At 35.5% G+C, this 24655-nt stretch carries 26 protein-coding genes, 1 riboswitch and 1 other annotated feature; of the genes, 7 read left to right on the forward strand and 19 right to left on the reverse strand.

Annotated features, from left to right (window positions below):
- Positions 1-34: 34 nt before the first annotated feature.
- The 4 genes from QN089_RS07680 to QN089_RS07695 form a co-directional block, all read right to left on the reverse strand.
- A complete protein-coding gene (locus tag QN089_RS07680) occupies positions 35-883 on the reverse strand; it encodes a MurR/RpiR family transcriptional regulator (protein ID WP_068453372.1) in 849 nt (282 codons plus the stop codon).
- Between the two features lie 169 nt (positions 884-1052).
- Positions 1053-2081: a MupG family TIM beta-alpha barrel fold protein gene (locus QN089_RS07685; protein WP_068453370.1), complete on the reverse strand. Its 1029-nt coding sequence runs from the start codon at positions 2079-2081 to the stop codon at positions 1053-1055.
- A 96-nt stretch (positions 2082-2177) separates the two neighbouring features.
- Positions 2178-3872: a sensor domain-containing protein gene (locus QN089_RS07690; protein WP_285215005.1), complete on the reverse strand. Its 1695-nt coding sequence runs from the start codon at positions 3870-3872 to the stop codon at positions 2178-2180.
- Positions 3873-4041: 169 nt separating this feature from the next.
- Positions 4042-4986, reverse strand: a complete 945-nt coding sequence (locus QN089_RS07695) for a tyrosine recombinase XerC (RefSeq protein WP_068453368.1) — start codon at positions 4984-4986, stop codon at positions 4042-4044.
- Positions 4987-5906: 920 nt separating this feature from the next.
- On the opposite strand from QN089_RS07695, the gene QN089_RS07700 reads away from it, so the two are divergent.
- Both QN089_RS07700 and QN089_RS07705 read left to right on the forward strand, forming a co-directional pair.
- A complete protein-coding gene (locus tag QN089_RS07700) occupies positions 5907-6293 on the forward strand; it encodes a DUF485 domain-containing protein (protein ID WP_082701412.1) in 387 nt (128 codons plus the stop codon).
- Positions 6294-6301: 8 nt separating this feature from the next.
- Complete coding sequence (locus QN089_RS07705) at positions 6302-7846, forward strand: solute symporter family protein (RefSeq protein WP_285216425.1); 1545 nt, start codon at positions 6302-6304, stop codon at positions 7844-7846.
- A 327-nt stretch (positions 7847-8173) separates the two neighbouring features.
- Here QN089_RS07705 and QN089_RS07710 read toward each other — a convergent pair whose 3' ends face one another.
- From QN089_RS07710 to QN089_RS07745, 8 genes are all read right to left on the reverse strand, one after another.
- Complete coding sequence (locus QN089_RS07710; RefSeq protein ID WP_068453366.1) at positions 8174-8374, reverse strand: cold-shock protein; 201 nt, start codon at positions 8372-8374, stop codon at positions 8174-8176.
- A 188-nt stretch (positions 8375-8562) separates the two neighbouring features.
- The gene (locus tag QN089_RS07715) at positions 8563-9039 is read right to left on the reverse strand and encodes a GNAT family N-acetyltransferase (protein WP_285215006.1); all 477 of its coding nucleotides are present in this window, start codon (positions 9037-9039) and stop codon (positions 8563-8565) included.
- A 58-nt stretch (positions 9040-9097) separates the two neighbouring features.
- Positions 9098-9883, reverse strand: a complete 786-nt coding sequence (gene trpA / locus QN089_RS07720) for a tryptophan synthase subunit alpha (protein WP_285215007.1) — start codon at positions 9881-9883, stop codon at positions 9098-9100.
- On the reverse strand, positions 9876-11075 hold the full coding sequence (trpB, locus tag QN089_RS07725) for a tryptophan synthase subunit beta (protein WP_285215008.1): 1200 nt from the start codon (positions 11073-11075) through the stop codon (positions 9876-9878). The genes trpA and trpB overlap by 8 nt, the downstream gene beginning before the upstream one ends.
- Complete coding sequence (locus tag QN089_RS07730) at positions 11076-11693, reverse strand: phosphoribosylanthranilate isomerase (RefSeq protein WP_087680797.1); 618 nt, start codon at positions 11691-11693, stop codon at positions 11076-11078. It lies immediately after the preceding gene.
- Positions 11693-12475, reverse strand: coding sequence for an indole-3-glycerol phosphate synthase TrpC (gene trpC / locus QN089_RS07735; protein ID WP_285215009.1), 783 nt, complete (start codon positions 12473-12475; stop codon positions 11693-11695). Before trpC ends, QN089_RS07730 begins: the two co-directional genes overlap by 1 nt.
- Positions 12472-13497: an anthranilate phosphoribosyltransferase gene (trpD, locus tag QN089_RS07740; RefSeq protein WP_285215010.1), complete on the reverse strand. Its 1026-nt coding sequence runs from the start codon at positions 13495-13497 to the stop codon at positions 12472-12474. The genes trpC and trpD overlap by 4 nt, the downstream gene beginning before the upstream one ends.
- A gap of 75 nt (positions 13498-13572) precedes the next feature.
- Positions 13573-13790, reverse strand: a binding site (T-box leader).
- A 115-nt stretch (positions 13791-13905) separates the two neighbouring features.
- A complete protein-coding gene (locus QN089_RS07745; protein WP_087680800.1) occupies positions 13906-14550 on the reverse strand; it encodes an alpha/beta hydrolase in 645 nt (214 codons plus the stop codon).
- Between the two features lie 149 nt (positions 14551-14699).
- Here QN089_RS07745 and QN089_RS07750 point away from each other — a divergent pair, with 149 nt between their 5' ends.
- Positions 14700-15152: a hypothetical protein gene (locus tag QN089_RS07750; protein ID WP_068453350.1), complete on the forward strand. Its 453-nt coding sequence runs from the start codon at positions 14700-14702 to the stop codon at positions 15150-15152.
- Positions 15153-15270: 118 nt separating this feature from the next.
- Here the strand turns inward: QN089_RS07750 and QN089_RS07755 are convergent, their stop codons facing one another.
- From QN089_RS07755 to QN089_RS07780, 6 genes are all read right to left on the reverse strand, one after another.
- On the reverse strand, positions 15271-15744 hold the full coding sequence (locus tag QN089_RS07755) for a hypothetical protein (RefSeq protein WP_285215011.1): 474 nt from the start codon (positions 15742-15744) through the stop codon (positions 15271-15273).
- Positions 15745-15797: 53 nt separating this feature from the next.
- The gene (locus tag QN089_RS07760) at positions 15798-17228 is read right to left on the reverse strand and encodes a DHA2 family efflux MFS transporter permease subunit (RefSeq protein WP_422393527.1); all 1431 of its coding nucleotides are present in this window, start codon (positions 17226-17228) and stop codon (positions 15798-15800) included.
- A 46-nt stretch (positions 17229-17274) separates the two neighbouring features.
- A complete protein-coding gene (locus QN089_RS07765) occupies positions 17275-17856 on the reverse strand; it encodes a TetR/AcrR family transcriptional regulator (protein WP_285215012.1) in 582 nt (193 codons plus the stop codon).
- Between the two features lie 199 nt (positions 17857-18055).
- The gene (rsiV, locus tag QN089_RS07770) at positions 18056-18916 is read right to left on the reverse strand and encodes an anti-sigma-V factor RsiV (protein WP_068453344.1); all 861 of its coding nucleotides are present in this window, start codon (positions 18914-18916) and stop codon (positions 18056-18058) included.
- Position 18917: 1 nt separating this feature from the next.
- Positions 18918-19427: an RNA polymerase sigma factor SigV gene (locus tag QN089_RS07775; protein WP_068453342.1), complete on the reverse strand. Its 510-nt coding sequence runs from the start codon at positions 19425-19427 to the stop codon at positions 18918-18920.
- A gap of 111 nt (positions 19428-19538) precedes the next feature.
- Entirely contained in the window at positions 19539-20660 is a 1122-nt protein-coding gene (locus tag QN089_RS07780; RefSeq protein WP_285215013.1) for a sensor histidine kinase, read from the reverse strand.
- Between the two features lie 146 nt (positions 20661-20806).
- Here QN089_RS07780 and QN089_RS07785 point away from each other — a divergent pair, with 146 nt between their 5' ends.
- Positions 20807-21343, forward strand: a complete 537-nt coding sequence (locus QN089_RS07785; RefSeq protein WP_285215014.1) for a PadR family transcriptional regulator — start codon at positions 20807-20809, stop codon at positions 21341-21343.
- A 45-nt stretch (positions 21344-21388) separates the two neighbouring features.
- Here the strand turns inward: QN089_RS07785 and QN089_RS07790 are convergent, their stop codons facing one another.
- Complete coding sequence (locus tag QN089_RS07790) at positions 21389-21847, reverse strand: hypothetical protein (protein ID WP_068453336.1); 459 nt, start codon at positions 21845-21847, stop codon at positions 21389-21391.
- Positions 21848-21946: 99 nt separating this feature from the next.
- Positions 21947-22044: riboswitch (TPP riboswitch) on the forward strand.
- A 143-nt stretch (positions 22045-22187) separates the two neighbouring features.
- On the opposite strand from QN089_RS07790, the gene thiM reads away from it, so the two are divergent.
- The 3 genes from thiM to thiE are packed head-to-tail and all read left to right on the forward strand — an operon-like array spanning position 22188 to position 24407.
- Entirely contained in the window at positions 22188-22943 is a 756-nt protein-coding gene (thiM, locus tag QN089_RS07795; protein WP_068453334.1) for a hydroxyethylthiazole kinase, read from the forward strand.
- Positions 22943-23767, forward strand: a complete 825-nt coding sequence (thiD, locus tag QN089_RS07800; protein WP_285215015.1) for a bifunctional hydroxymethylpyrimidine kinase/phosphomethylpyrimidine kinase — start codon at positions 22943-22945, stop codon at positions 23765-23767. The genes thiM and thiD overlap by 1 nt, the downstream gene beginning before the upstream one ends.
- Entirely contained in the window at positions 23760-24407 is a 648-nt protein-coding gene (gene thiE / locus QN089_RS07805; RefSeq protein ID WP_285215016.1) for a thiamine phosphate synthase, read from the forward strand. Before thiD ends, thiE begins: the two co-directional genes overlap by 8 nt.
- Positions 24408-24655: the final 248 nt, after the last annotated feature.

The raw sequence follows: 24655 nt of genomic DNA on the forward strand, positions 1-24655 counted from the left end.
GAATTACAAAACTGCAATTCTTTTCACATCTGATTTAATCAAAGTGATGATGTATAATTTGCTTAGTTTGATGTAACATATCCGCATGTGTTTCATAATTATCGATAAAATAATGATAATACAATAAATTTACAATATACTGTTGAGCAATAATTGATGTAATCGCAGCAGTACGAATAATATCGATACCTTCTATTTGACTATGGACTAAAACAACCGTCGATTTGGAAGCTAAACGACTTGAAGGGTTGGATACAATACTAATTAGTGGAATGCCTAATTCATTACACACTGTAGCCAATGTATTTGTTTCTTTTCTTTCTCCTGAATTCGAAATGAAAATTCCTACCTTTTTCTTCGGCTTAGCAGTTAGTGCTGTCGCAATCAAATGTGCATCCTCTGTGTGAAGTACGGATTTTCCAAGTCGAATAAATTTTTGAGCTATATCTTGTGCGATAAGATTAGAAGAACCTACGCCATAGACGACAAGTTCATCAGCATTCTTTAATAACTTCGTACAAGATTCAATGATATGATCATCCATTAATTGTTCTGTTTCATTTAGCGCTGCAGTCATACGAAGATTCAATTGGTGTTTAATTTGCTTAAGTGAATCGGTCGCTTTAATCTCTTGTTGTACTTGATTCCCATGTGAATTTTCTGCAGATAACATAATTTTTAAATCAGGAAACCCTTTTGCCCCAACTGATTTACAAAATCGTGTAATCGTCGCATTACTTACTCCTGCTCGTTTTGCTAATTCTTGCGTTGATAAATAAATGACTTCTTGTGAATGAGCTATTACATAGTGCGCAACAGCTTGTTCTGCTTCGGATAGTGTAGATAATTTAAATTGTATTTGAAAAATTAAGTTATTTGACATCTCAAAAGTCCCCCTTACAAAACTGCTCGTTTTACATGATTTTTAACTTTTCTGCATAAATCAGTAAATGTAAATCTCCAGTAATATGTATACATAATCCTATTATATAGGACAAAGTATGTCCTTGTGTAATGAAATTAATTTTACTCTAATGTGAAAAAAGAAACTCTTACGTAAAAGAGATTCCTTTTCTTATAGGCGTATTCATTTCTTCTAGCTTAATTTTCTGATTACATGGGCAAATTGACAATAAAGGCTGGTCCTCTTTTCGAATTTTTCCGATTGTAAAGATATGCTCATTCTTTGGTAAATCTACTTTAACTAGATGTACTTCCCCAGCATACGAACCCATACCTAGCATATTCATCGTAATATCTCCCACTTTTCTCCCTCTAGATCTACCAAACAGAACATTTTCGGAAAAATAAGAGCGACTCTCTTGTAAACGAATAACGTCTCTTGGAAGATCAGGACGTGTATGAAAGGTGAATTGATGAATCGGGTTATGCAATACATAAGAAGTCATGTACAGCGTGATATAATTCGAATGAATCCAATCTGTAAACTGTCTAGTTGCTTCTTCTGATACATCATCATCACTAATGATAATCGTTTGAATCCCTTGTTGTATTAACTCGATTGCATGCGCGAATACAGAGCTTGTACGATGTTTTTCGAGCGTTGGCGCATTGTTTAAGGTTGTAGAGATGTCGCTCATTAGAAACGCGCCTAGAGGGATATTTTCACGCTGTATCAACTGATTCTGTTGTTGAAAGAATGTATCATCTAATCCCGTAAATGGTTGTTCATATCGATCATGCCAAGCTTCTATATTCAAACCTTTAAAATTTTGAAAACAATCTATATTTAGCGTACTCGCATTTAAAATAATCCGATAATTCAAAGCGAGTTCTTTCACTTCATCTTTTGAAAAACTTTCATCTACGATAAGTGCTTGAATCGATAACTTCGCCAGTTCCGGTAACAATGATTTTGTTTGTTTTATTATCTGTACAACGAGTTGTAAGTCATGTTGTTTTGAAAAACGTGCAAGTTGTTGAAGATGTGTCATTGCTACAGGGAGCGTATCTGATGGAACTACAAGCGATGTATAAATCAGTTGAAAACCCACTTTTTGCATTTTTTGAATTTTAGATAGAGAGGGTTGCTGTGTTAAAGATACTGAGAAACCAAACATGTATCGAACCTCCTTTTTTTCATACATACCAAGAAAGACTTCTTCATAAACATAAAAAGCAATTCATCGCTACTAAAAGGATGAATTGCTTTTTTATTAAATAAGTAGTGCTTCAATTTCTTTGGCTGGAAGTGGTTTTGAGAATAAATAACCTTGTAGATAATCACAATTTGATTTTTCAATAATGCTTTGTTCCATAACCGTTTCAATACCTTCAGCTACCACCTTCATATTAAAGATTTTGGCTAATCCTATAATGGCACGAATCATATTTTCCTCATTCGTATTTTCATGGATACCACGTATAAAGTCACGATCAATCTTCAATGTATCAATCGGAAATGTTTTTAAATAACTTAATGAAGAATAGCCCTTTCCAAAATCATCTAGCGCAATTGTTACCCCAAGTTTTTTTAATTCACTAAATGTTTTTGTTAAAATGTCGCTACTATGCATTAAAGAATTTTCCGTAATTTCAATTTCGATTAATGTAGGATTACAGTTATTTTTCTTTAGAATATACTCTAATGTATCGACGAATTTTTTCTCTTTTAAGTGTAATGGCGAAATATTAATGGCGATTTTTATTGGTTCTGGCAAGGTCTTTTGCCATAATACAGCCTGTCTACAAGCTGTCTCAATTACAAATTCATCAATTGCTGTTGAAAGTCCTAATTGCTCAGCGAAATGAATAAATAATTCGGGAGAAACCCAACCAAAATCTTCATCATACCATCTAATCAATGCTTCTACATCTACAATCTTTTTTGTATGTACATGGTACTTTGGTTGGTAGTAAAGTAAGAAGTCTTGATTACGAATGGCATTACGTAATTTTTTTTCAAATAAAATATGATCCTGAAACTTTGTATTCATGGCTGTTTGATATTCTACATAGTAATTCCCCTTACGCTCTTTTGCATTCATGAGTGCAATGTCCGCTGTACGAATCACTTCATCAAATGATGCAACTTCAAGGACAGAATAACGAACGCCAATACTAACCGAACTATAAAATTCAAAGCGGTCTACTTCAAATAAATCATTAAAGCGGAATAGAATCGCATTAATTAAACGAAGTGCGTCTTTATTTTTACACATCACGACAAATTGATCGCTACCATAATGATAAACTTGTCCATATATATTCACAATTTCTGTAAGAATCGAAGCGACATTTACTAAGAATAAATCGCCAATATGATGACCAAAGCTTTCGTTAATAATCTTAAAACGATTAATACCGATTAGTAAGAAGGCATAACCTTCTTTACGCTTTGAATTTTTCATCATTTGTTCGTAAGTCATACGTAATTTCCGGCGATTTTGTAGTCCTGTTAGTTCATCATGGTAAGCTAAATGCTCATAATGTTGTGCATTCTTTTGTTCTGTAATATTTGTGCGAATCGAGATATATTGATAAGGTTTACCCTTTTCATTTAAAAAAGGGACAATGGTCGTCTGTACCCAATAAAGCGCCCCATCTTTTGCGCGATTACAAATCTCACCTTTCCATACCTTACCGTTACCGATTGTTCGCCACATTTCTTTAAAGAATGTTTTAGAATGATAGCCGGAGTTGACAATTTTATGGTCTTGTCCAATCAATTCAGAAGCTGAATACTTCGAAATTTCGCAAAAGGGTTTGTTGACAGAAATAATTTTCCCTTGCGCATTTGTAATCGCAACAATGACGGATTGATCAATGGCTGCTATGATATCAGCCATTACTGACTGATCAAATTGTGCATTGTCTAATAGTTCTAAAGTAGCGTTCATTGAAACATCCATCTGCAACCCTCCCCTAAGTGACGTATAATCGAACCTATTTTACCATAAAATTACGTATAAGTGCTCATTTCACATTTAATTTTTAGGAAATAAAATATTTATTTATATTTATTAAATAAATAGACCCGCAACTTTTTACTTATTTTTTACAAATAGTGGTTTTTAATTTTTATTTCTTATTCAAAGGATGTTCAGTCATGACACGCTGAATTTCTTTATTTTCAACATGTGTGTAAATCTGGGTTGTTGAAATATTCGAATGACCTAAAATTTGTTGTAAACTTCGAATGTCTGCTCCTGATTTATAAAGGAGTGTGGCCGATGTATGGCGCAATTTATGCGGCGTGAGTTTCTTTTTTTCAAGACCAGAATCTTGATTAATCTTTCGAACGAGGTTTGAAATGGCTTGTCTTGTTAAACGCGTCCCTTTTTGTGATAAAAATAACGCCTGTTGTTCTCCTCTTACTTGTAAATAGCGTGAGCGAATCTTCATATAAGAAGAAAGAGCTTCTAAACATTGCTCATTCAAATATAAGTTACGTTCTTTATCCCCTTTCCCTCGTACTGTTAGAATATCATCGTGTACGGAATCCACATCTAAAGCGCATAACTCGCTCACACGTATTCCTAAATTCAAAAAGAAAGTCATCATGCAATAATCACGTTCAGGGTGTCTCGAGTGTTCTACGCCCTCTAAAAACTGATGTGATTCTGTAATATTCATATAAACAGGTTGTTTTTTGCTCAACTTAGGTGCTTCTAATTCATCTGCTGGGTTTTGCGTAATTAAACGTTTTTTCGATTTTAAATAGTTGAAGAATGATTTAAGTGTTGCTACTTTGCGCGAACGCGAAGCAGCTCCGTTCCCCCGTTTCACTTCACAATACTCTAAAAACAGATAGAGATCTTCTAAGGTTAATTGTTGCAAATCTTCTATTGTAAAAAGATTCAAATCTACTTCATTCATTTTATCTAAATCTAAATCATGTGAGATTGCAATTTGAAATCGTAAAAATAATCGCAAATCATATTCATATTCTTTTCTTGTTCTTTGAGACTTTCCTTTAATTGCTGTTAAATATACTAAAAAGTCGCGTACATATTTCGGAAGCATTCTTCCACCTCTTTTACTAAATTCTAGTCTATTATATCATTAAAAAACTTTCCCAAATATACATTTGGGAAAGTTTTTGTGTTTTAAAGCTCTTTCAACCTGTTTTTTCCATAAAATGGTGCGTTAAATACAGTAAATCTATCGAATCTAATTGAACCCTGTTTTACTTATATGTGATGTTTTTCACATAGTGATTTACTTTTTCTAAGACTACTATTTAATTTAGCAAGTAGTATTTACCTTTCATTTAACGAATGATTAGTAATTCGTTAAATGAATCATACTCCTAAAAAGTATACATAAAGAGTAACTCTATTATATAAAGTTACGTTTAAAAGTAATTCACGTAACTTCATTTGAATATTCAGATAAATTATTTCAGAAGATAATGATTTCAAAATTAACATATATGGTAATAAATGTTTTATAAAAAATAGATAAAGGGTATGTAAAAAGAAAACAATTTTTCTGTTTACATCTATCGATTTAAAAAGTTACTTTTCCTTTAATTAGTAAATAAATCAAAAAAGTATCATTTATTGTTTTCATTCTTTTATGCATTTTATAATAAATAAAATGCGTTCATTCGATTTTTTTATGCTTAGAACTATAAAAATCTCGTTAAAAACAATTTTTTCTCTGATTTTTTTCGTTTTTGATACAAAACAGGGTGTGATTGAAAAACTGTCATAAAACAGCTAAAATTCGCTTTTTCGACTAACAGACATCATAAAAACATCATATATTTTGAGATATTTTACTCTTTAAATAGAATTTTGAGTACCTATTAAAGAAAATTTTTAATTTTTTAAAGAAAAAAGTGTTGCATTTTAAAGCGCTTTCAAATAATATTAACTCAGAGCTAGGAAATAATTACCTTGCTCGCCAAAAAAAACTATATAAAAAGGAGGCATACTTTTATGGATCAAAACTTAAACGGTTCTGATGTTCTAAATGCAAAAGCAACATCAACTGAAGTTGATAAAGCAGTTGAGTTAACAGAGCAAGAGTATGTGAAAATTTCAGAAAGCTCAGAATATCATGCGCTTGTGAAAAAGAAAAACAAATTCCTTGTTCCAATGACGATTTTCTTCTTAGCATTTTACTTCACGTTACCATTACTAACTTCGTTCACAAAAGTATTACACGCAAAAGCAATTGGAGATATCACTTGGGTATGGATTTTTGCTTTAGCACAGTTCATAATGGTTTGGGCATTTGCCATGATTTATGTGAAAAAAGCAAACGCATTCGATAAAGACGCAGCAGTTATTATCGAAAAGGCTAAGGATGGTGGATACAAATGACAGGTGGCATGAGTGGAATTGGTATCGCGTTTTTCGTCGGTATCGTAGGGATTACATTACTTGTAACATACTTTGCTTCTAAAAATACAAATTCAGCACAAGATTTCTATACAGCTGGTGGTGGATTAACAGGTTGGCAAAACGGGATCGCAATCGCTGGTGACTACCTATCAGCTGCTTCATTCTTAGGTATCGCCGGTGCAATCGCTTTAACAGGTTTCGACGGTTTCTTCTATTCATTAGGTTACTTAGTAGCTTATCTAGTTGTACTTTATATCGTAGCTGAACCTTTACGTAACTTAGGTAAATATACTTTAGCGGATATGATTACAGCTCGTTTCAACCAAAAGAAGATTCGCGGAACTGCAGCAGTAAGTTCAATCGTTATCGTTTTATTCTACATGATTGCACAATTAGTAGGTGCAGGCGCTCTTATCCAATTATTATTAGGTATCGATTACAAATTTGCTGTATTAATCGTAGGTGTAATGATGACAATCTACGTATTATGGGGCGGTATGGGTGCCACTTCTTGGGTACAAATTATTAAAGCCGTTCTATTAATGTTAGGTACTGTTATTATCTCGGTATTAGTTCTGATGAAGTTCAACTTCAATATCTTAGAAATGTTCTCTTATGTAAAAACACATCAACCACATGGTGAAGCATACTTAAATGCAGGTGTAAAATATACAAATGGTATTGACACAATGTCAATGATGATCGCACTTGTACTTGGTACAGCAGGTCTTCCACATATTTTAATGCGTTTCTTCACTGTAAAAGATGCAAAAACTGCACGTAGCTCAGTTGTTACAGCAACTTGGATTGTAGGTATCTTCTATATCTTAACAATCTTCTTAGGTTTCGGTGCTGCAGCATTCGTAGGTACTGATGCAATCTTAGCTGCTAACCCAGCTGGTAACATGGCCGCACCACTGTTAGCTGAAGTATTAGGTGGCGACATTCTCATGTCCTTCATCTGTGCGGTAGCGTTCGCAACAATCTTAGCCGTAGTAGCAGGTCTTGTATTATCAGGGGCTTCTGCATTCGGACATGATATTTATGGTCAGATCATTAAAAAAGGTAAAGTAACTGAAAGACAACAAATGTTAGCTGCTCGTTGGGCTTCATTAGGCGTATCAGCATTCTCAATCCTTTTAGCACTTGGTGCACAATCATTAAACGTAGCATTCTTAGTATCACTTGCATTCTGTATCGCCGCTTCTGCGAACTTACCAGTAATTATTTACACAATTTACTACAAAAAGTTCAACACAACAGGTGCGATGGCAGCAATGTTAACAGGTTTAATCACTGCATTAGTTCTTGTAGCAGTAAGTCCGAATATCTGGAGTCCTGAAGGTACTGCAATTCTTACAGGAACACCTTTATTCCCTCTTACTAACCCAGCAATCGTATCAGTTCCACTTGGTTTCTTAGCAGGTTGGATTGGTTCATTAGTTGGCGCGAAAGCAGACGCGAAGAAATATGCTGAAGTTGAAGTACGTGCAAACACTGGTATCGGTTCTTCTGGTTCAGTTGATCACTAATTCAACACAAAAAGGAATCTCCTCGGGGGTTCCTTTTTTAATATATGAAAATGATTTATCTACCATACACAGGATTACTAATTGGTTACATCAATGAAACGTATAATAATGCCCTACCGAACATGACCTTTACTCCTATTACAAGCAAGAAACAAAACCCTCTTTATCTTACTTCAACTACTAAAATGAGCTGGTGAATATACAACCGTACTTCACTTAAAGGTCTATAATGATTATGTTTGATTATTGTGTAGCATTTTAATAAAAGAAAACACAAAAAAAGGAAACTGCCGAGGCAATTTCCTTTTTGATCGTAACTCGTTAAAATTAAAGTTTTACGATGTTTACTGCTTGTGGTCCGCGTTGGCCGTCTTCGATTTCGAATTCAACTTTTTGACCTTCGTCTAAAGATTTAAAACCTTCGCCTTGGATTGCTGAGAAGTGAGCGAATACGTCAGAACCGCCTTCAACTTCGATGAAACCGAAACCTTTTTCTGCGTTAAACCATTTTACTGTACCTTGTGTCATTTAAATGACCTCCAATTAAGTTATTAATACATAAGCTTTTAAAAAACAAAAAATTCACATATTACAAAAAGTACCGAACAAACACGATTACTCTTTGTAATATGCGAATTCATCTCTAATAAGAACTATTTGATTAACCTTAGTATATAACACTTATTACGGTTTGTAAAGCATTTACTGAAAGTTATTTAGTTCAAGGATTTTTCTAATAACCATTCATCTTGAATTGCAATTTGATCAGTAGAAAATAATGGAATAGTCGGTTTGATCAAACGTGCACGCTTAACCACATCTAATCGAATCTCTGTCACACGATACCCTCTCTTTTGATAAAAGCGAATGGCATGTAAATTATCATTTGTTGTAATGAGCGAAATCTTTTGAAGCTGATGTGTTTTAGCTACTTCTTCTACTCGATTTAATAGAGCACTTCCAATCCCCTTACCTTCATAAATACAGTCTAATGAAATTATTTCTACCTCCTGTTGCTTTATTCTATAAGTTACAAGCCCAATGATTTCTTCTTCATCCATCACATAGAATCCTTCTAATTGATCACAGTGATAGACACCAGTTGAAACAACCATCTCACTACTTCCCCAGTGCGTAATGAAAAACTGTTTAACTGTTTGACGAATTTCATCATGTATTATTCTTATTTGCATATTTCTAAGCTCCTTTAGATAGAAAAAGAACCGCATGACTGCGATTCTCTCCTTTTATCTATAAATTTGTTTCGACTGGTTCTTTTTGAAAGAATTGCTCAATTGTATCATAATCTTTACGGTGCAGTGCGTCAACAATCGCACTTCCTACAATCACACCATCAATTCCTTCACTCATTTTCTCTGCTGTTTGTCGATTCGAAATGCCGAACCCTGCAAGGACAGGTAAAGATACCGACGATTTGATCTCTTTTAGGTGTTGCATAACATGATCTTGGAAATCTCTTTGTTCCCCTGTCGTTCCATTGACAGTTACCGCATAAATAAATCCTTCTGCTGCTTCTGCAATTTCTTGAATACGCATTTTAGAACTTGTTAATGATACAAGCTGTACAAGTGCGATATCCGTTCCGTCTAAGAATGGCTGAATTAAGTCGCGTTCTTCCAGTGGCATATCAGGAATGATTAATCCTTTTACATTCGCTTTTGTAGCTGCCTTCACAAAATCTTGTAAACCGAAATGAACAAGCGGATTTAAATAAGTCATCAAAATAAGTGGTGTTTGCACATCTTCTTTTATTTCTTCTAGCATCGCTAAAATAGCATGTAAATTCGTTCCTTCTGCTAAAGCACGCAATCCTGCTTTTTCGATAACAGGCCCATCTGCAACAGGGTCCGAAAAAGGAATCCCTACTTCAATAGCAGTTGCACCCAGTTGTTGTAGATAGCGAATCGTTTCTTTCGTGTGCGTTAGTCCCCCGTCTCCTGCCATAATGTAAGGAATGAATGCTTTTTCACCTTGTTCATTTTTTTGTTCAATTACTTGCTGTAATGTTTTAGTCATGTACTCGTCCTCCTAATGCATCACGTACTTGTGCAACATCTTTATCGCCACGGCCTGATAAGCAAATCACCATGATTTCATCTTTTGTCATCTCTTTCGCTAACTTACTTGCGAAGGAGATCGCATGCGATGTTTCTAAAGCAGGAATAATCCCTTCGATTTTTGATAATAGTTTAAAACCTTCTAATGCGTCTTCATCTGTAGCAGATTTATACTCAACGCGTCCAATATCGTGTAAATAACAATGCTCTGGTCCAACACCTGGATAATCTAAACCAGCTGAAATTGAGATTGCTTCTTGTACCATCCCGTGATCATCTTGTAGTAAATACATATAAGAGCCGTGTAAGACACCTTCTTTTAAATCGGCAAATGCAGCTGCGTGTTCCCCAGTTGGAATACCATGACCTGCAGCTTCTACACCATATAAGCGAACACCTTCATCTTCTACAAAAGGTGTGAACATACCAATCGCATTACTTCCCCCGCCAACACATGCGACAACTGCGTCTGGTAGGCGTTGTTCTTTTTCTAAAATTTGACGGCGTGTTTCGTCACCAATAATACGCTGAAAATCGCGTACAATTGTTGGGAAAGGATGTGGTCCTAGTGCCGAGCCTAAAATATAATGTGTGTCTTCCACATTTGTCACCCAGTAGCGCATCGCCTCGTTACATGCATCTTTTAATGTAGCAGAACCTGAATCAACTGGTTGAACGGTCGCACCAAGTAACTCCATACGGAATACATTTAGTTCTTGTCTTTTGACATCTTCTCGTCCCATGAAGATCACACATTCCATATCGAACAATGCACAAACCGTAGCAGTCGCCACACCATGTTGTCCAGCACCTGTTTCGGCTACAACTTTTTTCTTCCCCATACGTTTTGCGAGTAAGACTTGCCCTAGTGCATTATTAATTTTATGTGCGCCGGTATGATTTAAGTCTTCGCGCTTAAAGTAGATTTTTGGTCCACCTAGATGTTCTGATAATCGCTTTGCAAAATAAAGTGGATTTTCACGACCTACATAGTTGTGTAAGTAATCTTGTAGTTCTTCTTGGAAGCTTGGGTCTTGTTTTGCTTCTTCATATGCTTGTTCTAATTCATTTAAAGCTGTCATTAATGTTTCGGGTACAAATTGACCACCGAATTTACCAAAACGCCCTTTTTTCTCTGTTGTTGTTACCATTTATACCACTCCGTTTCTTGTTTGATTCATAAATGCGCGCATACGCATTTCATCTTTTTGTCCGTCTATTTCAACACCACTTGATACATCAATTCCGTAAGGTTCTACTTGTTCAATCGCACGCCCTACATTCTCAGGGGTTAATCCACCTGCTAGGATGATGTTTTGTCGATTGATTTTCGTATTTTCTAATAATGTCCAATCAAACGTATTACCACTACCACCTTCATATTCAATGCCAGGTGCATCGAATAGATAGTAATCGACGTTATATTGTGCTGCTTTTTGTACATCTTCTTTTGTTCGAACTGAAATGGCTTTAATAGTCGTATATGGTTTTAAAGCCTCAACGACTTGCTGGGATTCTTGACCATGTAATTGAATCACGTCTAGTGGCACTTCTTTTGCAATGTGTAACATATTCTCCACTGTTTCATTGACGAATACCCCTACTTTTTGAATGGGTTCAGGAATCGACTGCGCTAAAACTTTTGCTTGTTCAACGGTTACTTGTCGTTTACTCTTCGCGAATACAAATCCGATATAATCCACTTGTTCTTCAACAGCTACTTGAATATGCTCTTTTTTCGTTAATCCACAAATTTTTACGCGTACCATTAGTAGACACCTTCTTTTTGAACTTGAAAACTTCGAAGTGTGGCTTCAACATCTTCTGCGCGCATCAATGTTTCACCAACTAGGATGGCATCTGCACCGTCGTTTGACACAAGTTCTGCATCAGCAATAGTTTGAATACCACTTTCGCTAATAAATACATGTTGATCCATTTCATTACGTGCTGCGGCAATCGTTTTTGTATGTGCTAAGTCCACTTCAAATGTTTTTAAATTTCGATTATTAACTCCGATTATTTTCGCACCAATTCTTTTAGCAATCGTATATTCTTCTAAATCATGCACTTCGACCAGAACTTCTAATTGTAGTGATGTTGCATAATCATATAGTTCTTTTAATCGCTTTTCAGGAAGAGCAGCCACAATAAGTAGAATAACCGATGCACCTGCTGTTCTTGCATCTTCAATTTGTACCTCATGTAAGATGAAGTCTTTTCGTAGAACAGGTATCGTCACTTCATTTGCGACAGCTTCTAAATCAGCTAATGAACCTTTGAAAAAATGCTCATCTGTTAGTACCGAGATACATGCTGCTCCCGCACGCTCATACTTTTTCGCTTGCTCAACCGGATTGATATTCGATTGAATCATTCCTTTAGAAGGTGATGCTCGTTTAATTTCCGCAATAACTTGTAAATGAGGTGTTTGAAGCAGTTGATTATATAAAGAATAGACCGGTTTGTCTGTTTCTACTTTCTTTTCTGTGTGTAATCGTTTTTGAATTTCGATTTCTTTTTGTTGTAAGATTTTATCTAAAATCGTCATTTCGTCATCTCCAGTCGTTGATGGTACTGTCGAACTGCTTGTAATTTTTCATATGCTTTTCCTTGTTCAATCGCTTGGTTTGCACGATGAATTCCTTCTTGAATCGTCTGTACTTTACCAGCTGCATATAAACCAAGTCCCGCATTAAAAAGTACTGCATCATAATAAGCATCCTTTTTACCAAGTAACAATTGTTCTAATATTCTGGCATTTTCAACTGGCGTACCACCTTTAATTGCTTCGAGTGGATACTCGGGTAAGCCAATTTCTTGTGCGGTAATGGTAAACGAAATAATTTCGCCATCATCGAGTAAGGCGCATGTCGTTTCGCCGCAAAGTGAGGCTTCATCCATTCCTTGTTCACCACTAACGACTAATGCACGTTTTCTTCCTAACTTCTTTAAAACTTCTGCATAGGGAATGACAAAATCAGGACGATTAATGCCTGTTAGTTGATACGTTAAATCAACAGGATTCACAAGAGGACCCACTAGATTAAAAATTGTAGGTGTTCCTAATTGACTTCGAATTTGTCCAATTCGCTTTAATTTTGGGTGCGCAGCAGGTGCGAAAATAAAAGCTAATTTCTCTTGTTTTAATAAAGGACTTACTTTTGACAAGTCCATCGTAGCTGGAATCCCTAGTTCTTCTAATAAGTCTGTACTGCCAGAAGCACTCGATACTTTTCGATTACCATGTTTTGCGACTGGAACATCACAAGCAGCTAAGACAAAAGCGGCTGTTGTACTGATATTAAAACTTTTTAAACCATCGCCACCCGTTCCACAGTTATCTAAATAAGCTAGTAATTGTACACCTTGAACTTCATTTGCATGTTCTTTCATCGTTTTAGCGAGAGCAGCGAGTTCTTGTGCTGTCTCTCCTTTTTTAGCTAGTGCTACTAAAAACGACATAATCTCTTGTTCGGGTGTTTGTTCATCTAACATCTTATGTGCTGCAATCGTCATTTCTTGATTTGTTAAGTGTTCTCTCTGTTCCACTTTTTCAATGAATGCTTTCATACACTTCTCCACTCTCCTCAACTCAACTTTACTTTTGAAAGAAATAAAAAAAGTCCCCATGAAGGAAAAAACCTTCATGAGGACGATATTATTCGCGGTGCCACCTCAATTTCAGATTGCTAAACAATCTGATCTCGACATCCGTAACGAGGATGATTCGTTATCTACTACTACAAATTGGTTCATAGATACTCTCATAAGTCCATTCATATAGCGACTAGATCAGTTTTCACCAACCACTGATTCTCTATAACTAGCTTAACTATACTACTACTCTTACTCTTCAATTTCTCGGCTCTGCTATTTTGATGAGACTGACACTGCTCTCAGTGCCTTCTGCTCATATACGTTCAAAAGTATTGCTTACATCTTATTCCATAGAAAACGGAATGTCAAGTGATTCATTTATTAAGATATATGTTGTTTTAAGAAACGAATAATTTCACGTTGTACTTCAGGTGTAACACCGTGACCGTCTTCAAATGCCATAAATGTTACATTAGCTTGTTGATCTTTATAGAAGTCGCGTGCTTCTTCACCCCATTGATATGGTAGTACATAGTCCATCTTACCATGTGAAATAAAGACTGGTAGCGATGCAACGCTACGTTTACTATATTCTTCTTTGACATGTCCTGGTAAATAACCACTTAATGCGATGGCTCCAGCTAAGCGTTCTGTTCCTAAAACAAATGGTAACGTTTCAGCTAGTGCTGCACCTTGGCTAAAGCCGAGTACGAAAACTTTTGTTGCATCAATTGAATACGTTTGAATGGCTTCTTCAATAAATGCTTGAATATGTAAGACGATTTTATCGAAAATTTGACGATCTGGTTTGCCGAAATCTTCATCAATGAAGAACGCATAACCAGGTGCTTGTGTAATTGGTCCACGCAAGCTGAAAATATGGTATTCATCTTGAAGTTCTGTTAATAAGCCTGGTAAATCCTTCTCGTTACTTCCCATACCATGTAACAAGAAAACGGCTGGATATAACTTTCCTGCTTCTTGTTCTTTTGGTGCAGTGTGTTCAAATGTAAATGGCGATTTCATCTATAAATCTTCCTTTCAAAACGAATTACTTGTATCATAGCATATCGCTCGATTCCACGTAAATCCATTATGCACCAGACACAAAATACCGTATTAAGTGCAAACTTTTTACTTGGTTCATGCGTCTAATGTATAAAGGAGGGACTCTTGTGGTGAAAAGATGGTTTTCAAAGCGAAAAAAACAGCAGCGTATGGTGGAACAGATATTACAAAATAATCGTCACATGCTATATAAAATTCTCTATTTGTATGTAGGTGATGAGCAGACAGCACTTTCTATTTTAGAGCAGGGCAAGACAGATTGTTTGAATGCGCACTGGTCAATTGAACAACCCGACTTGTTGTTTAGAAAGATTGTGCAAAAGCATATCGAGTATGCGATGAAAGCTGCACCACTTCCAGCAACCCAAGAGCCATATCGTGCAATTGCTTATTTATATTTTGGCGCACAGTTACATGACGAATTGTTAAGTCGCTTACTGCATTGCGATGAAGATGCACTACAACAAATGATTTTACAAGTGATGGTCAATGCAGAGGGTAAACCACAAAAAATACAACAAGCTTATGAACATATTCAAGTACCAGCAAATCTTACATAGGAAAAACAAGCAAACACCATCCACATCATATAAGCATAAGAAAAACTGGAATCGCGCTTTGATGCGGTTCCAGTTTTTCGTTGTGAACTCTTAGTGAGATATTTTGTCTCAGCTTGTTTTATTTTTCTTTCGCATTAAATGCATCTACTAAACGCTGAATCGCTTCATGTTGTGAGAACATCATTGGATAGCCTTGCCACTTCACAAGTAAATGTTCATTCATTAAAAAGTCATTCAACCGATCATTCGGTAACTTCTTTTTCAATTGTAGCAGTTCTACTGCGTAAAGTGTTTTACCCTTTACTTTATAACTCACAATAAAGCGTGGCTCTTTTTCAAAATAATTACGGTCTGTTCGTTCATACTTTTCAATATGAACAAGTGGTGTAGACTCAATAAAAGGTGTTGCTTCTTTCCCTTTAAAAGTCATGCTTTTTTCTCCATTTGAAATCGTTACCTCATCTACTTGTTGTACATGATTCAGAATATCTTCTGTAGCTTTTTGTTGTTTTTGATTCTGATTGTACATATTCCACGCAGCAATTCCAATAACAATAAGTATCGAGATAAAGATCATCCATCTTTTTTTCATTCTATCTACTCCTATATGTAACACATCTTTTACGATTGTATCACATCTAGTCGTTATTCAACATGCACACGTTTTACAAAGAATGTGGAAATGAATCCGACTAACGCAATCCCAGCAATATAATAGAATACATGGTTTGTTCCCGCTGCAATCATCTCTGTTGGTAGTGATTGTGGATTTTCAGACATGAAGATTTTTTGACCTTGTACCATTAAAGTAATCGCAACTGCTGTTCCCGCTGCACCTGCGATTTGCTGTAATGTGTTCATCACGGCTGAACCATCTGAATAAAGCTGTCTCGGTAATTGATTTAAACCGTTTGTTTGAGCAGGCATAATAATAAATGAAATACCTGCAAAGAAAACAATATGCGAACCAATTACTTGCCATAATGCTGCATCTGCTTTTAGTGAGAAGATGAATAAGATACTGCCGATAAAGGCAAGTGCAAAACCAATTGTTAGTAGCGTTTTTGCACCGATTTTCTCAAAGTTTTTTCCAATGAATGGAGCTAAAATGGCATTAATTGAACTACCTGGTAATAAGATAACTCCTGCTAGAGCAGCACTGTATAGAAGTGCTCCTTTTACATAAAGAGGTAGTAAAATCGCTGTTGATAAAATAAGTAACATCCCAATGAATAATTGTAATGTACCCAGTGTAAACATCGGTTGCTTAAAGACAGCTAAATTTAACATTGGAATCTTCATTGTAAATTGTCGAACGACAAATAACATGATTGCGATGACACCTGCTACAAGTGTTACCCATACTTCAGGTGCTGAAATTGATTTTTCAGCAATTGTGCTTAGACTAAAAATAAGTCCTCCAAAACCGATAGTTGATAAAATAATTGATAAGACATCAATCTTCGGTTTTGTAATCGTTGCGACATTGTCAATTTGCTTTACACCGAATACCCCTAAAGCAATAAATAAAATAACGCTTAGCCAGAAAATGTAAGCCCATCCAAGTGAATCGACAATTAAACCGGCGATTGTAGGACCTACAGCTGGTGCTGTTGTAATAACAAGTCCCATTAACCCCATCACAATGCCGCGTTTATAAATCGGAAAAATTAATAAAATAACGTTCATTAAAAGCGGTAAAAGAATACCCGTTCCTAACGCTTGTATAATACGTCCGATTAATAAAATCGCAAAGCTCGGTGCTAACGCTGCGATAATTGAGCCAATAATTGAGAAAGTAAATGATGCGATTACGAGTTGGCGTGTCGTAAACCATCTTAAAATAAGTGCGGATACAGGAACAAGAATTCCAAGTGTTAATAAATATCCTGTTGTAAGCCACTGTGCGGCAGATGCATTAATCGAGAAATCTGCCATAATATTTGTTAATGCCATGTTTAATGCTGTTTCGCTGAATAGTCCAATGAAAGCACCTAGCATGAGAACAAATGCCATTCCTTTTGGACTTCTTACTTGTACTACTTGTGGTTGTGTCAATTGTATAACCTCTTTCATAAAATTAGACCGGTCTATATAATTTGAGGTAAAAATGTTACCTTTACTATTTTTGTAATAATAAAGGTAACATTTTTACGATATCTTGAAGTGGTTGATTGGATTTTTTAGTGAGACTAAGTGTCACTGCTCCCTCAATCAACGCATTTAATGTACTACTAATTAAACGAGCTTGTTCTTTTGAATAATCAGATGCTACTAGTTTTTCAATATAAATTTCTTCAAAACGTTCAAAAACAGCTTCACATTTTAAACGAAGACGTTCATTCACTAATGCTGTTTCAGCAGCCATCAATCCAATTGGCAATGAATCTGCACAAAGCGGTATATTTTCAACCACTGCAAATTTATCTGCAATTTTTAAAATATGTGCTTGAAAAGCTTTTAATGGATCTACTTCGTTTTGTGTGTCTTCTAAAATATTTGCGGCAATCATTGCACCGAATCGTTCGATTGCTTCGCTCGCTAACTGTTCTTTACCATCTGGGAAGTGGTAATAGAGCGAACCTTTTGGCGCACCGCTCTCTTTAATAATCTGATTTAACCCTGTTGCATGATAACCATTCATATGAAAAAGACGCGTAGCTGTTTGTAAAATTCGTTCACGTGATTGATTTTTACTTGTCATCGTAAGACACCTCGAAATTATAGTGATTGGTCTAATTAATGATATTAAATACTTTTCAAATGATTGTCAATGTGTTTTTCTTTAGTACGTTTTTTTATTTTTTATATATAGACTAGAGAGGTTTATTATATTTAAAATAAAGGTGTAATATTAAAAAACCTATCACTTCTTAAAACAAGTGATAGGTTTTCGTTTGAATTTATCGAATATATTGGTTTGATACAAGTAATGATTGAATAACTTTTGTTGGAATAACAAATTTCACTGGTCCCATACTACCTGGAGCTACTTCATATTCGTTGAATGAAATAACTAATTCATGTTTCTTGTTAATATAGAATGATTGGTTTGCTTGGATTTGATCAAAACCATCTGTTATTTCTGCATCCATACCTTTGATAAAGTAGACTTGTTCGCCTTTGCTATCAGTCATTTGTTTTTTCATTTGTTGCTTAATTTCATCTGAAATCACTTGAACATAGTCTTTATTTTTAAATAGTGACGGTAATGTAATCACTTGTTTTAATGTAGGATCTACTACATCATACTGTAATGTTGTTGCACTACTTGCTTCTGTCTCCGTTGTTTCACGTTCAATTACAAGTAATTGTTTTGTATCTTGTAATACACGATAATCACTTGTTACACTCGCATGTCCTTCACCTTTTAATGCTTTCATACGTTGTTCAAACTTTGTATATTGCTCTTTTGCTTCTTTTTCATATTTTTCATTCAATGTTTGTTCAACGTCTTTATTTTCTAAGTCTCGTACTTTTGGTGTTTTAATGTCTGCTGCATACTGTTCATCTTCATATTGGAACGTCATCGCTTGGAACACATGACCAACGATAGGCATTCCTCCCATCGCACGTGCAACCGATGCATTGGTATTTAATGTAACGAATAAAGCAATAATAGCTGCTGCAATTGCTGCACTCATCCAATACGGACGATAGTTTTTCTTCTTTGTCCCTAATTCTTTTCTCACCATTTGTTGTAGTTCTGGTGGAATCGGTGTATTTTTATAAGCTGTTCGCTCTTTTTTTAATTTTGGATTCATATTAGAATTCCTCCTCCGTTTTTAAATCAGCACGTAATAGGCGTAATGCCTTATATAAACGTGTTTTAATCGTATTTGTATTTTCTTCTAAAATAAAAGCAATGTCTTCAATTTTTAAGTCTTCAAAGAATCGTAAAATTACAACTTCACGATAAATCGTCGGTAAGTCGTCAAGCGCGTGCTCTAAATCAACATTTTCATAAGCATCATGAAAATTTCTTTGATTCGCTTGTAATTGTTCATCTTCCATCACTTGAACTCGTTTATGTTTTCTTAAAAAATCGAGTGATGTATGTACAACAATTTTATAAAACCAACTTTTTAATTTTTCTTTTTCGATTAATTTATCATAAGACTGCATTGCTTTTTGGATACTATCTTGTACGACGTCTAATGCATCTTGCTCATTTTTTGTATAACTATAAGCAAGGCGATAAAAATCGTTTTGATAGCGTTCGATTAATTGGATCAGCTGATCATCGTAGTGTAGCTTTTTACGCGTAAATTTCATGCTAAGGGCTCCTTCTATGTTTGTATACGTGTAATAGACGTATGTCCTTCTATAAAAAGTTTGCATTTAATATAAAAAAATGAGGTACGCTTTTCTGCGCCCCTCATTTCTTTATATTTCCTGATACACAATAACAAAAGGTACAATGATTGTAACCGTTGTTCCTTTGTTTTGTTCAAACTTCACTGTACCATTGACGAATTGAATCCGTTCTTGGATGCCTTTAATTCCATTCCCCTGCTCGCCTTGCTCTTGATTATAACCAATACCATCATCTGAAATCGTCATACGAATTTCTTTATCTGTCTGTTCAATACGAATCGTACATTTTTTTGCTTGACTATGATGCACGATATTATTAACGACTTCTTTTAAACACATACTTAATGTATTTTCTAAAATGAGTGGTACTTCTTCAAGTTTTAATTGCCCTTTAACTTTTAAATCGATATTAGCAATTTCTAAAATCTGTTGGACATGCAATAATTCATCTTCAATTTTTATTTTTTTCATATCGGACACCATTTCACGCACTTCTTTTAATGCCATACTTGCTGTTTTACGAATATCCGATAGCTCATTTTTCGCTTGTTCTTGATTTTTATCAACTAAACGAATCGCTAAATCGAGTTTAAGACCAATCATTGATAATTTCTGTCCAAGTGTATCATGTAAGTCACGTGCAATTCGTTGTCTTTCTTCTACAACACTTAATTCAGAAATACGATTCTCTGCTGATTTCAACTTATTTTCTAAGTGGTCACTCTGTGTACGGCTGAATAAATAGAATGGTGCTAAAATCGTACCGAACACGATGACAACCATGAATGGAATTTGCTGAATATAAATAGCCGTTTCAATGAAAAAGCCACCAATAATCGCACCAACTGTTGCCGCAATGTGTAAGCCATACATAATATAAAAGCCGACTTTACTACGAATACGTCCAATTAAAAATGACGTAAAAATAGAGAAATAAAAATAGCCATATAAAACGGACATAACGGCATTTATAATCATCTCAAATGATAGCCACATATACGTCAAACCACTTGGCAGTTTGAAATCTAAATACACACAAATAAGATATGTAATCAGAATGGCTGCTGCAATACTTTGCGTCGTATGATCTTGATTTTTAAATACTGAATAAAATGGAATAAAGCAAATAAATACCCATGCTAAAATACTTTGAATGGGATGTTTCGGTATAATAGAATACCATTTTGACACACGCGTTCAACTCCTTAATTCTCTGTCTATCATATAACAAAATACTGTTTCAAGCTAGAAACATCTTGTTTTCTGTAGTTTCCTTTTACAATATCGTGTACTATTAGAATGACGACGTAAATTTCATTTATTGGAGGCATCAAGTGATGTTAATTCAACTTTTTATTTTAGGGATTTTATCTGAAAATAATTACCATCCCTACTTTATCAAAAAGCTCTTCACAAATATTGTTGATATTGATCCAAGTTTTAAATTAAGTGATGGAAAACTTTATTATCATTTCGACTCGTTAGAAAAAAAAGGATATATTAAAAAAATCGAAGTCATTCATACAGAAAATCGTCCTGAAAAATCCGTTTATGCCATTACAGATGCTGGACGTGCGTATATGGTAGAACTCATTTATAAAACATTCGACTCGATTAATTTAGCAGATGTACAAAGTCTCTATATTCCTATTTTATTTTTAAAGTATGTTGATTTAAAACGTGTAATTGGTCTATTAGATCAGGCAATCGAGCGTGAGAGTAAGCGAATCGATTCGATTATTGAAGCTGGTTCACATCCTTCTGTAAAAGATGTTGATCATATTCAATTAATTATCCGACATGCAGATCGACAATTTAACGAAAACTTAAAATGGCTACAAGATATTCGTGACGCAATTGCAGAACATATTTAAGCATACAAAAAAGACTTAGGCACTGAGCCCAAGTCTTTTTGTTATTTAATCTGTCACTTTACTCCGGAATAAACTTCCTAACGAAAAAGCAATTGTATGAATGATTAAAAAGACAGATTCATTAAAATACCAATCATTTGTATAACTATTAAACGGTGAACGACCGTAAATAATCGATTTCGAATCATTCCATGTTCCGCCAAAAACTTCAATTTGACTTGTTACATATTGATATTCTGTACCGCCTGCTAAAATAAAAATCACGACAATAATAAGAATTGCTGATGCTAGCTTTCCTTTTGTTGCTGTTTCAAAAAAAGATACGCCAACGCTCCACGTAATAAACAGACTGACACACAGGAAAGGCACTAATAAAACAATTAAAAAGAAAGCAGGGTTTAAGTTTCCAACTTTTTCAGTAGGGTCCAACGTAAAATAATAATTGATGACCATGAAACCTAAAAAACTAATCCCTAAAGAAATATACCACGATAGATTTTTCACACAATTTCCCTCCATACTTGTTCTCATTATACAAGACAACCTATTTTTACTAAAGCGGAACCTTGCAAAATGGTCTAAATATGGTATGCTCTAACCATACTAGATTTGCGGGGGGACTCTTAGGAGTTGAGAAGGTAAAACCTGACCCTTTGAACCTGTCAGTTAATACTGGCGTAGGGAGCAGCTGTTTTTCGCATGTAATGCTGTTCTACGATTAATTCGTTGAGCAGCTTTTTTATTTTTATAGTGAAAAAGCAGAAACCCGTCCTCTAATTTAGTGAAACTGAGTATGAGAAGCTTCATGAATTTGCTTTTCATTCATCAATGGAGGTAACTAAAAATGAGTATCCAATCAATTCATTCAACGAAACCAATTGTTCACTGTATTACGAATTATGTCGTAACAAACTTTACTGCAAATGGACTTTTAGCAGTAGGTGCATCGCCCATCATGGCGGATGAAATACAAGAAATGCATGATATTGTTCAAATCGCAAATGGATTATTAATTAATATCGGTACGTTAAATACACGCACAGTCGATGCGATGATATTAGCTGGACAAGCTGCAAATAAAAAAGGGATTCCAGTCGTTTTAGATCCTGTAGGCATCGGTGCTTCTAAATATCGTAAACAAACAGTCGAACAACTATTACAACATGTGCAATTTACAGCCATTCGCTGTAATGCTGGTGAGTTAGCGGCTCTTGCGGAAATTAAAGTCACCTCTCGTGGTGTCGATGCAGGTGAGGTGTCTTTTGAAATTGAAGAAGCAGCTAAACAAGTCGCAACACGCTACAAAACGATTGTTGCTGTAAGTGGTGTAGAAGATTTAATCACAGATGGCACGACGGTTCACATAATAAACGGCGGACATGCATGGATGGAACAAATTACAGGAGCTGGTTGCTTATTATCTGCCCTAACAGCTGCTTCAATCGCATCACATACAGACGCACTACAAAGTGTTATCACAATTCACAAAGACTATAAACAAGTCGCAGAAACTGCACATCATCACAGCAATGGTATTGGCGATTTTCAAATGCACATCCTAAACCAACTACAACAAATGAGTTTTGGAGGGATTAAATAATGTTACCGATTACACTGACGATTGCCGGATCTGATTCAGGTGGCGGTGCCGGTATTCAAGCTGATTTAAAAACATTTCAAGAATTGAAAACATTCGGTACATCTGTTTTAACAGCTGTTACTGCACAAAATACGTATGGCGTACAAGCTGTTTATGCGTTACCCGAAGATTTCATTGTGGAACAATTACAGTCGATTCAAAGCGATTTTAATGTGAATGCACTAAAAACGGGGATGCTTTTTTCAGCATCTATTATTGAAGCTGTTTCAAAACAACTAGAGAATGTACAAGCACCTATTATTGTTGACCCTGTCATGATTGCAAAAGGTGGTGCCACACTACTGCAACAAGAAGCAGTTGATGCGATGATTACTCACCTATTCCCACTAGCGACTGTTCTCACACCGAATATTCCAGAAGCAGAGGCACTGACAGGCATGAAAATTCAAACTTATGATGATGTTGAACAGGTAGCTAAAAAATTACTCGCTATGGGACCTGAAGTCATCGTGATGAAAGGTGGACATTTTGCACCTGAACAACAAGCTGCGATTGACCATATTTTCTTTAAAAACGGTGATAAATTAACCATTTCTGCCCCGCGTGTTCAAACGAAGGATACTCATGGTACAGGCTGTACGTATTCAGCAGCACTAACTGCCTTCTTAGCAAAAGGTCTACCAATGAAAGAAGCACTTATTGAAGCGAAGCGATTTATCCATGCGGCTATTTCACATGGTTTAGGTATTGGGCATGGCCATGGTCCGACGAATCATTTCGCTTATAACACAAAAGCAAAAGTGGAGGTCGAGATAATTGAATAAACAATTACTTGAAACGTATTTTATTATGGGAAGTCAAGACGTTGTAGGTGATCCACTCTTTGTATTAGAAGCTGCATTACAAAATGGGATTACTTTATTTCAGTGTCGAGAAAAAGGTGAACAGTGTTTAACAGGTGACGCTTATGTTCAATTTGCAAAAGACTGCCAAACTCTTTGTAAACGTTATGATGTTCCTTTTATCGTAAATGATGATGTTGAATTGGCAATCAGACTCCATGCAGACGGGATTCATGTTGGACAAGATGATGTCGATGCAAAGAAAGTACGTGAACAACTACCGCATAAAATACTCGGTGTGTCCGTTCATACACAAGACGAATTACAACGAGCAAGTCAAGACGGTGCTGACTATATTGGAATCGGCCCTATTTTTTCAACACAATCCAAAAAAGATGCAAAAAAGCCTGCTGGTACAACATTTTTAACAGAAGCCGCACAATCTATTCCTACCCTGCCGATTGTCGCAATCGGTGGTATTCAACCCGAGCATGTTTACGATTTACGTCAAGCTGGCGCTGATGGTGTATCGATTATTTCTGCCATTTCAAAAGCAGAAAATCCTGGTGAAGCGACACAGGCTTTTCGTAAAGAAAATGAACGCTTTTTACAACAACTTTAATACTTAGTAAACAGAATAGACAAAACATTTCAGCCCCTTCTCAGCGTTTACAATAAAAAACTGGAACCACGCCACAGTGTGATTCCAGTTTTTCTTATGCTCATGTAGGATGGTGTTTTTTACACTTATGTCTCAGTCTGTTTCTTTTTCATACAAAAGGCTTAAATAAAATATTTTTACAGAAGATTTAGAGCATTTCATTATTTTTTCTATACAAAATGTTACAATAAATGTATTCTAATGCATTT

Source organism: Kurthia sp. YJT4, from assembly GCF_030219945.1.
Lineage (GTDB): Bacteria > Bacillota > Bacilli > Bacillales_A > Planococcaceae > Kurthia > Kurthia gibsonii.